The organism is Streptomyces sp. SID12488, from assembly GCF_010548275.1.
Lineage (GTDB): Bacteria > Actinomycetota > Actinomycetes > Streptomycetales > Streptomycetaceae > Streptomyces.
This window is the reverse complement of the sequence record NZ_JAAGLT010000015.1, coordinates 170,311-185,530: the sequence shown is the minus strand read 5'-3', so window position 1 is coordinate 185,530 and position 15,220 is coordinate 170,311. Positions and strand designations below refer to the sequence as shown.

8 protein-coding genes are annotated in these 15,220 nt (G+C 70.5%); 1 reads left to right on the top strand and 7 read right to left on the bottom strand.

What is annotated here, in order from left to right; translation table 11 throughout:
- Positions 1 to 14 precede the first annotated feature (14 nt).
- The 6 genes from G3I56_RS23320 to G3I56_RS23295 form a co-directional block, all read right to left on the bottom strand.
- Positions 15 to 2,339 (bottom strand): glycoside hydrolase N-terminal domain-containing protein, encoded by a 2,325-nt coding sequence (locus G3I56_RS23320; protein ID WP_164412019.1) that lies wholly within the window; start codon positions 2,337 to 2,339, stop codon positions 15 to 17.
- Positions 2,336 to 4,300 carry a beta-galactosidase gene (locus tag G3I56_RS23315; protein ID WP_164412017.1) on the bottom strand — a complete coding sequence of 655 codons (1,965 nt, stop codon included), beginning with the start codon at positions 4,298 to 4,300 and terminating at the stop codon, positions 2,336 to 2,338. Before G3I56_RS23315 ends, G3I56_RS23320 begins: the two co-directional genes overlap by 4 nt.
- A complete protein-coding gene (locus G3I56_RS23310; protein WP_164412015.1) occupies positions 4,300 to 6,528 on the bottom strand; it encodes a sialidase family protein in 2,229 nt (742 codons plus the stop codon). Before G3I56_RS23310 ends, G3I56_RS23315 begins: the two co-directional genes overlap by 1 nt.
- A gap of 160 nt (positions 6,529 to 6,688) precedes the next feature.
- Entirely contained in the window at positions 6,689 to 7,615 is a 927-nt protein-coding gene (locus tag G3I56_RS23305) for a carbohydrate ABC transporter permease (RefSeq protein WP_164412013.1), read from the bottom strand.
- Entirely contained in the window at positions 7,612 to 8,682 is a 1,071-nt protein-coding gene (locus G3I56_RS23300) for an ABC transporter permease subunit (RefSeq protein WP_164412011.1), read from the bottom strand. Before G3I56_RS23300 ends, G3I56_RS23305 begins: the two co-directional genes overlap by 4 nt.
- Positions 8,682 to 10,361: an extracellular solute-binding protein gene (locus G3I56_RS23295; RefSeq protein ID WP_164412009.1), complete on the bottom strand. Its 1,680-nt coding sequence runs from the start codon at positions 10,359 to 10,361 to the stop codon at positions 8,682 to 8,684. Before G3I56_RS23295 ends, G3I56_RS23300 begins: the two co-directional genes overlap by 1 nt.
- Before the next feature lie 371 nt (positions 10,362 to 10,732).
- Here G3I56_RS23295 and G3I56_RS23290 point away from each other — a divergent pair, with 371 nt between their 5' ends.
- Positions 10,733 to 13,627: a glycoside hydrolase family 3 C-terminal domain-containing protein gene (locus G3I56_RS23290; protein ID WP_164412007.1), complete on the top strand. Its 2,895-nt coding sequence runs from the start codon at positions 10,733 to 10,735 to the stop codon at positions 13,625 to 13,627.
- A gap of 118 nt (positions 13,628 to 13,745) precedes the next feature.
- Here the strand turns inward: G3I56_RS23290 and G3I56_RS23285 are convergent, their stop codons facing one another.
- Positions 13,746 to 15,203, bottom strand: coding sequence for an aldehyde dehydrogenase family protein (locus G3I56_RS23285; RefSeq protein WP_164412005.1), 1,458 nt, complete (start codon positions 15,201 to 15,203; stop codon positions 13,746 to 13,748).
- Positions 15,204 to 15,220: the final 17 nt, after the last annotated feature.

The window sequence follows — 15,220 nt, the reverse complement described above, 5'->3', positions numbered from 1 at the left end:
CTGTTCCTCGGCGGTTACCGCGGCCTCAGGTCGAGGACGTGGTCTTCTCCGGCGACGAGATCGAGCGTTCGTGCGCCGGCGGAAGTCCTGAGGTCGATCCGGTGGCTGCGGGTGGGGCGTACGACGGCCCGGCCCCGCCCCGGTCCCCAGTCGAGGTCGACCTCCGCGCCGAACCTCGTGCGTACGCCCCGGAGTCGGCCGGTGGGGCAGGTAGCCGGGAGCGCGGGCAGGAGGACCAGCCGGTCGGGGGTGGACTGGATGAGCGCCTCGATGAGCACGGCGGGCAGGGTGTGGGCCGCGTCCGCGTTGTAGACGTCCCGTCCCGGGTAGTGGGCGCTCATCAGGGAGGCGTGGAAGAAGTCGCCGTCGAGCACCTGGCCGAGGGCGTGGGTGACCCGTTCGCCGTCGCGGAGGCGGGCCGCGATCAACGCGTGGTGCAGGTGCCCGTGGGCCGAGTCGTTCTCGGCGCCCCTGAGTTGGAGGGCACGGTACGCGGCGGCGGCGAGGTCGGGGGTGTCGTACGGGTTGATCTCGTCGAGGGGCCAGACACCGTAGAGATGGCTGAGGTGCCGGTGGTCGTAGGTGTCGTCGAGGCCGGGCCACGCCCATTCGGCGAGCGCGCCGTCGGCGTTGACCCTGTGCGGCGGGAGCCGGTCGGCCAACGCCCGCCAACGGTCGGCCCGTTCGGGGTCGTCGGGGTGGTGGTCGGCGGCTGTGAGCAGGGCGTGCCTGGCCGCCGAGAGGTCCATGGCGGCGTTGACGGTGCCCCAGCTCGCGTTGGCGGGACGGTTCTCGGGCGAGTAGGACGGGACGACGACGAGATGGCCGTCGGCGTCGGTGCGGGTGAGGAAGTCCTCGTAGAACAGGGCGACTTCGGCGAGCAGGGCGGTCGTGCGGGGGTCGCGGACCCCCTCGGTGTCGTCATGGTCGACGAGCGGCTTGAGCAGCCAGTCGGCACCGGCGGTCCACAGGTGGAGCGGGTACTCGCGGCTGAAGTGGTACATCAGCCCGGACTCTCCGTCGGTGTGTGCGGGCGCGGCCACGCCCCGGGCGCCGAAGACCGCGCGGGCGTTCTCCCGCCAGTCGTCCACCTGACCGTGGATCAGGGAGGCGTGGGCCTCGGTGACCTCGGGGAGCGCTCCGGCCGCTGCGGACGCGATCTGGAGGTTCAGGTTGGCGTCGGTGGTGAACGCCCCGGACCAGGCGGTGTCCCAGTCACCGGTCCACAGGCCGACCAGACGGGGCGGGAACATTCCGCCGGCGGAGAGCAGGTGGTAGCGGCCGGCGGCGAAGAGTCGCTCCAGGAGGGCGGGACTCTTGGCACGGGTGAGCAACTCGCTGCCAGGCAGGGCACGTTCGGTCTCGTCGGCGGCGAGGTCGAGGGTGACGCGGTCGTAGGCGGTGCTGTGGAGGGAGGTATGACGGGCTAGGAGAGAGCTGTACGTCCGCGCTGCCGAACCCGGTTCGCCATCCTCGTCCGGCAGCAGTTCCCGCAGGGCGCGGGCGTGGTCCGCCGTGTCCAGTTCACCGACGTGCCGGACGACGCGGGTCAGCAGCAGCACGGACTCCGCGCCCTCGACACGGGCTCCGGGCGGGGTCAGGGTCGTACCGCCGCCCGTGGGAACGACGAGGGTCACGCCGGTGTACGCGCGGTCGCTGTCCGGGTAGCGGGCGCGGAGGGTGAGCAGGGCGCCCTCGGGGGTGCGTACCACGCTCTGGCCGACGCCCAACCCCGAAGGAGCGCCCGGGAGTCGGTGGTCGAGGTCGATGTCGAGGGTGAGACCGGGACCGCCGGCGACACCGACACCGACACCGGCATCGGCATCGGCATCGGCATCGGCATCGGCATCGGCGGTGACGTACTGGACGATGACGTCGTCCGCGCGGGACACGAAGACCCGGCTGCGCCAGCCCTCGCACCCGGCATCGGTGACGCCGGTGGTGAAGTCGACGGACCGCCGGTAGTCACGCCCCTCCCCCGCCGGTGCTCCGCCGCGCAGCCGCACCTGGAACGCCGGGTGGAAGGGCTGCACCCACTGCAGCTCCCGCCCGTCGGTGAAGCTCTCGGCGGCCGTGGTGTCCCCGGCCAGCAACCGGTCCTGGAGGGAGGCGAGTTGGTCCGCCAGCTCCGGCGGCCGTGCGTGCTCGCCGCCGTTCGGGCGGACGAGGGTGTGGTGCGTGACGACGACTCGGTCGTTTTCCGGGTCGCCGAAGACCAGGGCGCCATGGCGACCGTTGCCGCTGAGATATCCGTCCTCCCAGCGGGCGGCGGGGCGGGGTTCCCAGGTTCCGTGGACAGGCCCGTGGGCGGGTCCGTGTACGGGTCCGTCGGTTGTCATGGCTTCAGCACCGCCACTCCGTATCGGCTCAGCGGGACCTCGTCCATGACGATGCCCCCGGTCAGCAGGTCCCGGTGGACGCCGGGCACTTGGACGGTCACCGGATCGGAGCCGTGGTTGAGCAGGAAGAGCAGCTCACCGCGCCGGACCGCCTCGACCCCGGCGGGCAGCGCGTCCAGCACCGGTCGGACGCCCGCGTCGGCGCCGATCCTGGCGAGGAGGTCCCGCAGCGCGTCGGACTCGGGGAGCGTGGAGACGTACCAGGCTCGGCCCTTGCGCAGCACCGCCGGGAGCCCGTCGAGTTCGCCGCCCTTGTACGGGGTGACCTCGTCGGCACCGTCGGCCTCCAGCTCCTCGGACCACAAGTGCCCTTGGAAGCCGTCCACTTCGACGGTCTCGCCCGCGTCCAGCGGCCACCACTCGTGCAGGGTGCCCAGTCCGAACAGTTCGCGCAGCCGGGCGTCCATGCCGCCGGGCCGTACCCGGTCGTCCTCGTCGGCGACTCCGGTCAGGAAACCGCAGACGAGGGTGCCGCCGCCGTGTGCGTACGCCACGAGGTTGTCGATCGCCGCGTCCGTCAGCAGGTACAACTGCGGTACGACGACGAGCCGGTAGGCCGACAGATCGTGCTCGGGGTGGGCGAAGTCCGTCGCGAGGTGCGCTTCCCAGAGGGCGCGGTGCCAGGCCCGTACGATCTGCGGGTAGTCCACCTCGGAGGAGAGCCGCCCGTCCTGGGCGCCGCCCCACCAGGCGTGCCAGTCATGGAGAACCGCGATCTCGCCGGGAGTGTGACTGTCCGTCACCTCAGCGCTGATGGCGGCGAGTTCGGCGCCGAGTTGCTTGACCTCCTGGAAGGTCCGGCCGTGTTCACCCGCGTGACTGACCATGCCGGAGTGGAACTTCTCGGCGCCCTGCCGGGACTGGCGCCACTGGAAGTAGCAGACGGCGTCGGCGCCGCGCGCGACCGCCTGGAGCGACCAGAGGCGGTTGAGGCCGCGCGGCTTGGGGTGGTTGACACCCCGCCAGTTGACCGGGCCGGCCGCCTGCTCCATCAGCATCCACGGGCCGCGTGCCTGCGAACGCGTCATGTCCTGGATCAGCGCGCCCTGTTGGGCACCGAACGGGTCGCGCGGGTCGGGGTAGATGTCGACCGAGACGACGTCCTCCTCCTGGACCCAGCGCCAGGCGTCCTGCCCCACCCACATAGGCATGAAGTTGGTGGTGACCGGCAGGTGCGGGGAGTGGCTGCGGACGATGTCGCGTTCCGCGAGGTAGCACTCCAGGAGCGCGTCGGAGGTGAAGCGTTTGAAGTCGAGCACCTGGGTGGGGTTGCGCATGTAGTGCGGGAGGCGCGGCGGCAGGATCTCGTACCAGTCGCCGTACCCCTGGCTCCAGAACGCCGTTCCCCAGGCGGTGTTGAGGGCGTCCAGGGTGCCGTACCTGTCCTGGAGCCAGCGGCGGAACGCGGCGGCCGACTCGTCGCCCCAGTCGTAGGTGCAGTACTCGTTGTTGATGTGCCACATGGTGAGGGCGGGATGGTCGCCGTAACGGGCGGCCAGGTCCTCGGTGATGGCGGCGGCGTAGCGGCGGTAGGCGGCACTGGAGTGCGCGAAGTGCTGGCGTCCGCCCCACCACTCGATCCGCCCGTCCTCGGCGACGGGCAGGGTCTCCGGGTGCAGCCGGCCCATCCAGGGCGGCGGCGAGGAGGTGGGCGTGGCCAGGACAACGCCGATGCCGTTCTCGTACATCAGGTCCATCAGCCGGTCCAGCCAGCCGAACTCCCTGGCTCCCGGGCGGGGTTCGAGCTTCGCCCAGGAGAAGACGCCCAGCGTCACGGAGTTGACGCCGGCGTCCTTCATCAGCCGGACGTCCTCGGGCCAGGTCTCCTCGGGCCATTGCTCCGGGTTGTAGTCGCCGCCGAAGAGGATCCGCCCCCGGGTGGCGTCACCGAGCCCCGGCATCAGACGGGCTCCCCGTACTGGATACCCCGCCCGTTGGTGGCGACGTAGACACGGCCGTGGATCCGCGGGTCGCCGGTGATCGTCGCGCCGGTCCAGCCCCACTGATGGGCGTCGTCGTTGATCCGCGTCCAGGTCTTCGCCTCGTCGTCGGAGCGGTAGACGGCGGTGATGGTCTCGGTGGAACCGACCAGGTAGACCGCCGGATAGGCGGCGCCCTCGGCCGCCCTGCCGAAGCCGAGCGTGTACGACGCCCAGCAGCTGGCGACCTTGGCGAAGGTGGCACCCCCGTCGGTGGACCGGTACAGCCCGTTCCATTTGACGCTCAGCCACAGGTCACCGGACCTTCCCGGCGCCGCGACCAGCGCGAACTGGCTGTCACCGGAGGGCAGTCCGCTCGCCCGGGCGGTGAACGTGAGGCCGCTGTCGGTGCTGGCGTACAGCGTTCCCGTGCCGGTGTCGTACGCGTAGAAGCGTGTCGGGTCGGCCGGGTCCGCGACCGGCGTGGCGCCCTTCGGGACGGAGGAGACCTCGGTCCAGGTCGTGCCGTTGTCCGTGGAGCGCTGGGCCGGGTACTTCGTGCCGTCCCAGTGCACGAAGGTCCACAGCAGCACGCTGCCGTCGGCGTTGGTGGCGATCGGCCCCGGTGCGTCCTTGGCGATGGCGGGCTGGGCGGCGAAGGGCGCCCAGCTCCGCCCGCCGTCGCGGGAGAACGCTCCGTTGCCGTTGTCGCCCCACCCCGACCGGACGACGTACGACGGCTTGGCGGCGGCCTGTGCCAGTCCCGTCGCCGAGGAGAACACGGGGTTGGACGCCATGCCGCGCGACGGGGACGCCGTGAGCCGCTCGTGGTACATCACGCCGATGTCCCCGAGCCCGCTGAGCAGGTGCGCCTCCCCGGTCGGGGGCGAGATCAGGTGGCGCACGGACGTCTCCTCCAGGCCGCGGATCTGCGGGGCCCAGTGCTTGAGGTCGCGAGTGCCGTAGAGGGTCGCGCCGGTCCCGTACAGGATATGCCGGGAGTCGTACGGGTCGAGCGCGAGGGCCTGGATCCACCAGCCGAACTTCGGCTTGTCGTTGCCCCACCTGAGGTAGGGGGTCTCGGACACGTCGAACACGGCGTGGTCCTTGAGGGACGTCCAGTTGCGGCCACCGTCCGTGGAGCGGAACACCGTGTCGATGTCGGCCCAGCGGTTGTTGGTGGAGACGACGAGGGTGCCGGCCCGGCAGGCGTCGACGGCGACCCCGCCGTAGGCGAAGGTGTCGGGGGAGCCGTCCGCGGTGGTCCCGCCGGGCTTGACCGGGGACACGTCCGTCCAACTGCCGGTTGTCGTGCGCAGCTTGTGCACACTGCCGTCCGACTGGCCATTGGGCCCGGGCGCGTCGGCGTACGTCACGTACAGGTCCCGGGTGTGCTTGTCGTAGGCGGCGCGGATCGGGACCTTGGCGGAGGTGGCGCCGACGGGCTGCCCGGGCACGGCTTCCCAGGTCGTGCCGTCGGAGGTGCGGTACAGGTTGGCCGTACCGGCGGTGCCCTTGCCGTCGCCGTCGCCCCAGCCGGCGTAGACGGTACGGCCGGCCGCGACCAGGAAGACGACGCCCTGGCCGCTCGGGCTCGGGGTGGCCGGGAAGGTGCTCGCGGGTGCCCAGGTAGCGCCCCGGTCGGTGGACTTGAGGAGTCCGTCGTGCCTCGTTCCCAGCCACAGGGTGTCGCTGTCCCGCGGGTCGACGAGCAGCCGCTCACCGGCGCCCCGCCCGTCCTCGTTGGCCCCGAGTTTCACGGTCAGGTCGGTACGGGCCCAGGTCGCCCCCCGGTTCTCGGACCGCAGAACCGCGCCGTTCCCGGCCCACGACTGGGCGTAGGTCCCGAGGGAGAGGTACACGCGATCGGGGTGCGCGGGATCGACGGCGATCGCCTCCACCCCGAGGAGGTTCCAGTCGTCCCACCCGAGGTGATCGGTGAGCGCGGTCCACCGCGCGGCCCGCTCGTCCCACCGGTAGGCGCCCCCGATGTCGGTACGGGCGTAGGCGAGCCCTCGTACGGAGGGATGGAACAGCACCCCGGTGACGAACCCGGTGCCGCCGATGACGGCGGTGCGCCAGCGATAGGCGGGGGCCGCCGCGGCGGAGGCCGCGTGGGCCGCCGTACCGGACAGGGACACGGCGGAGACAGCGGCAACGGCAGCGGTACCGGCCAGAACGGCACGTCTACTCGGACGGGACGAAGACATGACTTACCTCGATCTGCAAAGAGAGGGGGAGGAGACGCGCCCCCAAAGGGGCGCGGGGCTGTATCTGATCTGCGGCTCCGCCGCGTGGGCGCGATCAACCACATCGGCCCCGCAGTCGCCACCAGACCGCAAGAGGCACCCCGTACAGCGAACCTGGACGTCAGCCCTTGACCGCGCCGGTCAGCATGCCCTTCTTGAAGTGCCGCTGCACGAACGGCGACGCCACCGCGACGGGGATCAACGCGAGGACCATCACGGCCATCTGCAGCCCAAGCGCCGACAACTGCCCGGTACGGACCGCCTGTTGCAGCCCCGTGGGCGACGCGGTGTTCTTCTGGACCAGTTGGATGAGCACGTTCTGCAACGGCATCATGTCCTGGTCGCTGAGATAGATGGACGCGTTGAACCAGGCACTCCAGTACCCGACCGCGTAGAACAGGGAGATCACGGCCAGCACCGCCCGGGACAGCGGCATGATGATGGTCAGCAGGATCCGCAGTTCCCCCGCCCCGTCGATCCGCGCGGACTCGGTGAGTTCGGGCGAGATCCCCATGAAGAAGGCCCGCAGGACGAGGATGTTGAAGACGCTGACCGCACTGGGCAGGATCAGCGACAGATAGGTGTCGGTGAGCCCCAGCGACTGCACCAGAAGGTACGTCGGGATGAGGCCGGCCCCGAAGAACATGGTCGCCATCATGACGAGCAGGAAGAACCGGTGCCCCATGCTGCCGGGCCGGGACAGCCCGTAGGCCGCGAGCACCGACACCGCCATCGAGAACAGTGTGCCGAAGAGCGTGACACCGACCGAGATCGTGATCGCCCGGCTGACCTGGCCGCCGCTGAGCAGCTCCGTGTAGTTGACGAAGGTGATGCCCTGGGGGATCACGACGAGACCGCCGACCCGGTCGATCACCGGCTTCGGGGAGAGGCTGGTGACGATCACGATCCACAGCGGGCCGAGCACCGCCAGACAGCAGAGCGCGAGGAATACGCTCTTGACGGTGATTCCGGCCTTGTTGGGCTCCTCCTCCCACGCGGGGCGGGCAGGGGCCTGGAGACTGCGGACGAGCTGCGTGTTGAGGCTCACTTCTTGTACACCCCCTGCTCGCCGAGCAGGTGCGCGAACTTGTTCGCGCCCAGGACGAGACACACTCCGATGGCTCCCTTGACCAGGCCGACCGCGGCGGCATAGCTGAAGTCGCCGTTCTGGATGCCCATGTTCCACACGTAGGTGTCGAGGACCTCGCTGACTCCCACACCGACCGCGTCCCGCTGGAGCAGGAACTGCTCGAATCCGACGCTCAGGGCGTCGCCCACCCGCAGGACGAGCAGCAGCGCGATCACCGGGCGCAGCGCGGGCAGCGTCACGTGCCACATGCGGCGCCAGCGTCCCGCGCCGTCCATGGCGGCGGCCTCGTACAGGTCGGTGCTGACGGCGGCCAGCGCGGCGAGGAAAACGATGATCCCCCAGCCGGCGTCCTTCCAGACGGCCTGCGCGGTGACCAGGTACTTGAAGAGGTCCGCGTTGGTCATCAGGTCGAACCCGCTCCACCCGTGGTCCTCCAGGGTCTGGGCGATGATGCCCGCGCCGCCGAAGATCTGCTGGAAGACGGTGACCACGAGGACCCACGAGAAGAAGTGCGGCAGATACATGATCGCCTGCGCCACGGCCCGGACCCGGGGCCGGATCACGCTGTTGATGACCAGCGCGAGGGCGATGGGGATCGGGAAGAACAGCACCAGTTGGAGCACGAACAGCAGGATGGTGTTCTTCGCGGCGCCCCAGAACAGCGGGTCGTCGACCATCCGTGAGAACTGCTCCACGCCCACCCACGGACTGTGGAAGATCGCCGTGATGCCGTTGCTGGAGACGTAGGGGTCGTAGTCCTGGAAGGCGACGACGTTGCCGAGCAGCGGGACGTAGTTGAAGAGGAGGAGCAGGAGGATGACGGGCAGCGTCATCAGGATGAGCGCGCGGTCGCGGCGCAGCCGGACCCGCCAGGGAACCTTTCCCGCCTTGCCCGCCCTGCCCGCTTTGCGCGCCTTGCCCGGCACCCGTTCCGTCGCCACCGCTGCGGCGACCGCGGCCGTCGGTTCCTCGACGGCCGCGGGAGAACGAGTCCCGTCGGGCCTGCTCCCGGCCGTGAGAGACATCAGTTGCCGCTGCCGTTCTTGTCGATGAGCTGCTGGTACCAGTCGCGCAGCTTGTCGCCGCCGGAGGACTTCCAGGTGGAGATGGCGGCCTGGACGTCCGACAGTTTGCGGTTGCCGCGCACGTAGTCGATCTCCAGCTGCTCGAACTGGCTGGAGAGGTTCGCCCAGCGGGTGGGCTCGACGATGTTCATGCCGTACGTGGACGTCTTCTTCATGAAGGCGCCCATCCGCTGCTGCCACTCGACCTGCTTGCGGGCGACGTCAGGGAAGTCGGGGTGGGCCAGGTAGGAGGCCGGTGCGGACAGCATCACCCAGGCGTTGGCCACCTCGGAGTTGCCCAGGTCGTTCTTGACCGGGATGCCGTCCTTGACCGTGTAGTGGGTGCCCTCGACACCGTAGTCGACGAGCATCCGCTCCTTGGTGCCGTAGGGCGCGGCCGAGAAGTCGGCGGCGGCCAGCGCGTTCTCGACCGTCGCCTTCGAGGCGCCCTTGCGGATCATCGACCAGATGTTGGCGGGCTGGGCCGCCCACAGTGTCGGGTCGCCGCCGTCCGCGCCGAAGATGTCCATGCCCTCGATCTGGAAGTCCGGGTTGGACGCGGCCTGCTCGGAGGTCTTCCCGTACCAGTGGGACATGTCGTTGTTGTAGACCAGGATCTGCCCGGCGGTGAACCGGTTGCCCGCGTCGCCCGAGCGCGCCTTGTCGTCGGGGTGGACCACGCCGGCGTCGAACAGTTTGCGGGTCCACGCCAGGGCCTCGAGGTACTCGGGCTGCTCGGAGCGGTAGGTCAGCTTGCCGTCGGACCCGATGTTCCAGCCGAGCGGCCCGGAGGTGCGGACACCGAAGATGTTGAAGGCGCTCCAGGACATGTCCCCGCAGGCCCACACCTTGGCCTTGGCGCTGGTGGCCTCCTTGGCCCAGCTGAGGAACTCGTCGGGCGACTTGGGTACGGAGTAGCCCTTCTTGTCGAAGATGTCCTTGCGGTAGTACGGCACGATGAAGGACGCGGAGGCGGCCGGCATCGGGATGCCGCGCAGCGCGCCGCCGAAGATGCCCATGCGCCAGGAGTCGGAGGGGATCGCCGCCAGGTTCGGGTACTTCTTGACCTTGTCGCCCGCCAGGTAGGGGCCGAGGTCCATGAACTTCGCGGTGACGGCGTTCGGGATCTTGCCGACCAGTTCCCAGCCGGGCACGACCACCATGTCGGGGATGGAGCTGGAGGCGAGGACGGCGCCCAGCTTCTGGCCGTAGGTGTTGCCGTCCTGGTTCTGCCAGGTGATCTTGGTGCCCGCCGCGGCGTCGAGTGCCGTGTAGTAGGCGCAGTCGGCCTTCGGCGGGGAGCCCCAGAACGGGGACATGATCTTGAAGGAGGCGCCGGTGGCGAGCTTCTTCGGGACCGAGGCGGTGAGGGCCGTGAGGTCGACCTTGCCGGTGTAGCCGGCGGAGGAACCGTTCTTCGACGGCAGGTCCGGCCTGGCGACCGTGCTCGCGACGAACGTCGGGAGCAGCTTGTCCGCGGCCTTGCCCGACGTGGTTCCCTCGCGCTCGCCGCCGCCCGAGCCCCCGCAGGCGGCAAGCAGCGGGATCCCGCCCGTCACCGCGGCGGTGGCGACCGCCGTCGAGGCGAGGAAGCTTCTCCGGCTCGGCCCGGAGGAGGCGGAAGCGGCGTTCGGCGTCATTGCGTCAACCCTTCATGGCGCACCAGGACACCCGGCGGTGGAGCCGTCGGCTGCGGTGTCCTGAGTGACTCGAGTGAGACCGGCTGAGCTGAAGCGGTCCTCCGACCAGTGCAACGGCAATCCGTAGTCGAAGCGCTTCGATGTTGCTGCGAGGTTAAGTGAACACCAGAGGGTGCACAAGGGTCGGTTCCAAGATTCCTCCGAGGTACGGGGGCCTGTGCGGCGGGCTGGAGCGCCCCCGTATGCCGCCTGACATCACGGGCGGGAAACGGAGATGTTGCACCTGGGTCTCTTGACACCCACCCCCACGTCGAATGAGCATCGAAGCGCTTCGAATGTGCCTGGCCGCTCCATCGCAAAGGGAACCCCACGTGACCGCACAAACGCCGCCTTCGCCGCCATTCCGCGATCCGCAGCTGCCGATCGCGAAGCGCATCGACGATCTGCTGTCGCGCCTCACCCTCGACGAACGAGTGGCGTTCCTGCACCAGTTCGCGCCCGCCGTCGACCGCCTCGGCGTCGCCGCCTTCCGTACCGGTCAGGAGGCGCTGCACGGGGTGGCCTGGATGGGCCCGGCGACCGTCTTCCCGCAGGCGGTCGGCCTCGGCGCGACCTGGAACGAGGAGCTCGTGCACCGGGTCGGCGAGGCGGTGTCCAAGGAGGTCCGGGCGATGCGCGCCCACGACGACCGCGTCGGCCTCAACGTCTGGGCGCCCACGGTCAACCTGCTGCGCCACCCGCTGTGGGGCCGTAACGAGGAGGGCTACTCGGAGGACCCGAAGCTCACCTCGGCGATCGCCACCGCTTACACCCGCGGCCTGCGCGGCGACCACCCCGCGTACTGGCGCACGGCCCCGGTCCTCAAGCACTGGCTGGCCCACAACAACGAGACGGACCGGGCCACCGCGTCGAGTTCGGTCCGCCCGCGCGTGCTGCACGAGTACGATCTGCGCGCCTTCCGCGAGACGGTCGAGGCGGGTGCGGTGGCCGGTGTGATGCCCGCGTACAACCTGGTCAACGGCCGTCCCAACCACGTCTCGCCGCACCTGGGCGACCAGTTGCGCACCTGGACGGACGAGGACCTGCTGGTCTGCTCGGACGCGGGCGCGCCCTCCAACCTGGTCGACTCGGAGCACTACTTCGACACCCACGAGGAGGCGACGGCCGCCTCCCTGCTGGCCGGCGTGGACAGCTTCACCGACCACGGCACGGACAGCTCGAAGATCGTCGCCCGCCTTCAGGGCGCCCTGTCCCAGGGCCTGCTGTCGGAGGAGGACATCAACAGAGCGGTCCGCCGCCAGCTCTCGGTCCGCTTCCGGCTGGGCGAGTTCGACCCGCAGTACGACCCGTACGCCGGCACCTCGGACTTCGACACCCCGGCCCACCGCGCCCTCGCCCAGGAGGCGGCGGAACAGGCGATCGTCCTGCTGAAGAACGACGACGACACGCTCCCTCTGGCCCCCGGCACCCGGGTGGCGGTCGTCGGCCTGCTCGCCGACGAGTGCAAGGTCGACTGGTACAGCGGCACCCTCATCCACCGCTCCACACCGCTGGAGGCGCTGTACGACCGCTTCGGCGCCGAGCACGTCGAGTTCGCGGAGGGCGTGGACCGCGTACGGCTGCGGACGTCCACGGGTACGTTCCTGCACGTACCGCCGGCCGAGGACGCGCCCGATGTCGCCCGGGGCGCCGAGGGCGCGCTGGACCCGGCCCTCCTCGCGGGCCGCACCGATCTGCCGGCGCTCACCACCGACGCCGACGGCACCGAGTTCGCGCTGATCGACTGGGGCGAGGGACTCCTGACGCTGCGGGCGCCCGACGGCCGCTACCTCTCGGTCGCGGAGGACGGCCACGTACGGGCGTCGGCGGACCAGCCGGGCGGCTGGATCGTCCAGGAGACGTTCCGCCTGGAGCCCCACGGGACGCACGTATCGCAGGGGTCTCAGGGGTCTCAGGGGTCTCACGAAAACCGTCACCTCCTCAGGCACGTCGGTACTGGTCGCCACGTCTCCGTCGCCGCCGACGGCGTGAGGGTTGCCGACGAAGAGGAGACCTCTCCGGAGATCTTCGAGCTGATCATCGCCGAACGCGGTGAGGAATCGGTGAAGAGAGTGGCCGCGAGGGCGGACGTGGTCGTCGTGGTCGCGGGAAACGACCCGCACATCAACGGCCGCGAGACCGAGGACCGCTCGACGCTGCGCCTCCCCGCCCATCAGCAGCGCCTGCTGGACGCGGCCCGAGCCGCGAACCCCCGGACGGTCCTGGCCCTGACCTCGGCGTATCCGTACGCGGTGGACGTGTCGAATCTCCCGGCGGCCCTATGGACCGCGCACGGCGGCCAGGCGGCGGGCACGGCGCTGGCCCGCGTCCTGGCGGGCGACGTCTCTCCGGCGGGCCGCCTCCCGCAGACCTGGTACGCCGACGACGCCGACCTCCCCGGCCTGCTGGACTACGACATCATCGGCTCCCGGCAGACGTACCTCTACTTCGAGGGAACCCCCCTGTTCCCCTTCGGCCACGGCCTGTCGTACACGTCGTTCGCGTACGCCGACCTGACGGCCGGGACGGAGGACGACGAGACCCTGCGCGTGTCGTTCACGGTGACCAACACCGGGGACGTCACGGCGGACGAGGTCGCGCAGTTGTACACACGGGCACCGGACTCACCGGTGACCCGCCCGCGCCGGGAGCTGCTGGCCCACCGCCGGATCACCTTGTCCCCCGGGGAGTCGGCGACGGTCTCCTTCGAACTCCCGCTCAGCTGCCTGGAGTTCTGGGACGTGGCGCTCGGCGCCCGACGCCTCGCACCGGGTCCGTACGAGATTCTGGCGGGCGCGTCGAGCGAGGACATCCGCGCGCGTACGACGGTCCAGGTGACCGGCACTCCGCCCCTGCCCCGCCCGGTGCGCCAACTGGGCCTCGCGGCCGTGGACTTCGACGAGCAGAGCGGTGCCGAGATCGTCGACCGTACGAAGGTGTCGGGCGACGCGGTGACACCGACGGGCGGCGAAGAGGCCGAACTGCTCTACCGGGACTGCGACTTCGGGGCGGCCGTCACGGAGGTCACGGTCGAGGTCGCGGGCGAGGGAGTGGTCGAGGTCCTCCTGGACGGCGACGACAAGCCGACCGCCCTGACACCGACCCCGACCACGGGCCCGTACGACTACACGACGGTCCGGGCCACCCTCACCACCGACGGCGTGCGCGACGTACGTCTCAGGCTGCGCGGCCCGCTGCGGCTCGCGCACGTCGGCTTCTCCGGCTGAGGGTCCGGAGCGGTCGGCGCATGGAAGGGGTCCGGCACCGGAAGGCATCGGTGCCGGACCCTTTCGTGACGGCGCGTTCGCGTCATCGGCGAGTTTATGTGGAAACGGTTCCCATTATCTAGAGGGCGAGGCCCGTCAGTACGAGGACGCGCTCGTACGTGTAGTCGTCCATCGCGAACCTGACGCCCTCGCGGCCGACACCGGACTGCTTGGCGCCGCCGTACGGCATCTGGTCGGCACGGTAGGAGGGCACGTCGCCGATGACGACACCGCCGACCTCCAGGGCGCGGTGGGCCCGGAAGGCGGCCTGCAGGTCGTGAGTGAACACGCCTGTCTGGAGGCCGTACTTGGAGTCGTTGGCGGCGGCGAAGGCCTCGGCCTCGCCCTCCACCTTCAGCACGGTGAGCACCGGGCCGAAGACCTCCTCGCAGGAGATCGTGGCATCGGCGGGTACGTCGGTGAGGACGGTCGGCGCGTAGGAGGCGCCGTCGCGCTTGCCGCCGGCTAGGAGGTTCGCGCCGGCCCGTACCGCCTCGTCGACCCACGTCTCGACCCGCTTGGCGGCGTCCTCGCTGACCAGCGGTCCGACGTCGGTGGCGCCGTCGGCCGGGTCGCCGGTGACCTGGGCCTCGACGGCGGCGACGATGCGGGGCAGCAGCCGGTCGTACACGGAGGCGTCCGCGATGACCCGCTGCACGGAGATGCAGGACTGACCGCCCTGGTAGTTGGAGAACGTGGCGATACGGGTCGCCGCCCAGTCGAGGTCGGCGTCGGAGGCGTAGTCACCGAGGACGACCGCCGCGCCATTGCCGCCGAGTTCGAGGGTGCAGTGCTTGCGCGGCACGGAGTCCATGATCGCGTAGCCGACCTTCTCCGACCCGGTGAACGAGATCACGGGCAGGCGCGGGTCCTGCACGAGGGCGGCCATGCGGTCGTTGGCGACCGGGAGGACGCTCCAGGAACCGGCGGGCAGGTCGGTCTCGGCGAGGAGCTCGCCGATGACCAGACCGGAGAGGGGCGTGGCCGGGGCCGGCTTCAGGATGATGGGGACGCCTGCCGCGATCGCCGGGGCGATCTTGTGGGCGCACAGGTTGAGGGGGAAGTTGAAGGGCGCGATGCCGAGGACGACGCCCTTGGGGAAGCGCCGGGTGAGGGCGAGCCGGCCCTGACCGCCGAGGTCGGTGTCGAGGCGCTGCGCCTCGCCGCCGTTGAAACGCCGGGCCTCCTCCGCGGCGAACCGGAACACGGAGACGGCTCGGCCGACCTCGCCACGGGCCCACTTGATCGGCTTGCCGTTCTCGGCGGAGATGAGCTGGGCGATCTCCTCCGTGCGCTCGACGAGCCGCCGGCTGACGTGGTCGAGGGCGGCGGCGCGGAGGTGGGCGGGGGTGGCGGCGAACTCGTCGCGGACGGCGTACGCGGCGGCGACGGCTTCCTCGACCTGGGCCTCGGTCGGCACGCCGACCCTGCCGACGAGGCGTCCGTCCCAGGGGGAGGTGACATCGAAGGTGGTCTCGCCGGTGGCCTGGCGGCCGGCGAGCCAGAAGGCGTGGGTGAGGGGCGGCGTGGAGGTCATGGGTACACGGTAGGGCG

Coding starts and splice junctions, on each gene's coding strand:
- G3I56_RS23320 (WP_164412019.1), bottom strand. CDS start 2,339: ATGACAACCGACGGACCCGTACACGGACCCGCCCACGGGCCTGTCCAC.
- G3I56_RS23315 (WP_164412017.1), bottom strand. CDS start 4,300: ATGCCGGGGCTCGGTGACGCCACCCGGGGGCGGATCCTCTTCGGCGGC.
- G3I56_RS23310 (WP_164412015.1), bottom strand. CDS start 6,528: ATGTCTTCGTCCCGTCCGAGTAGACGTGCCGTTCTGGCCGGTACCGCT.
- G3I56_RS23300 (WP_164412011.1), bottom strand. CDS start 8,682: ATGTCTCTCACGGCCGGGAGCAGGCCCGACGGGACTCGTTCTCCCGCG.
- G3I56_RS23295 (WP_164412009.1), bottom strand. CDS start 10,361: ATGACGCCGAACGCCGCTTCCGCCTCCTCCGGGCCGAGCCGGAGAAGC.
- G3I56_RS23285 (WP_164412005.1), bottom strand. CDS start 15,203: ATGACCTCCACGCCGCCCCTCACCCACGCCTTCTGGCTCGCCGGCCGC.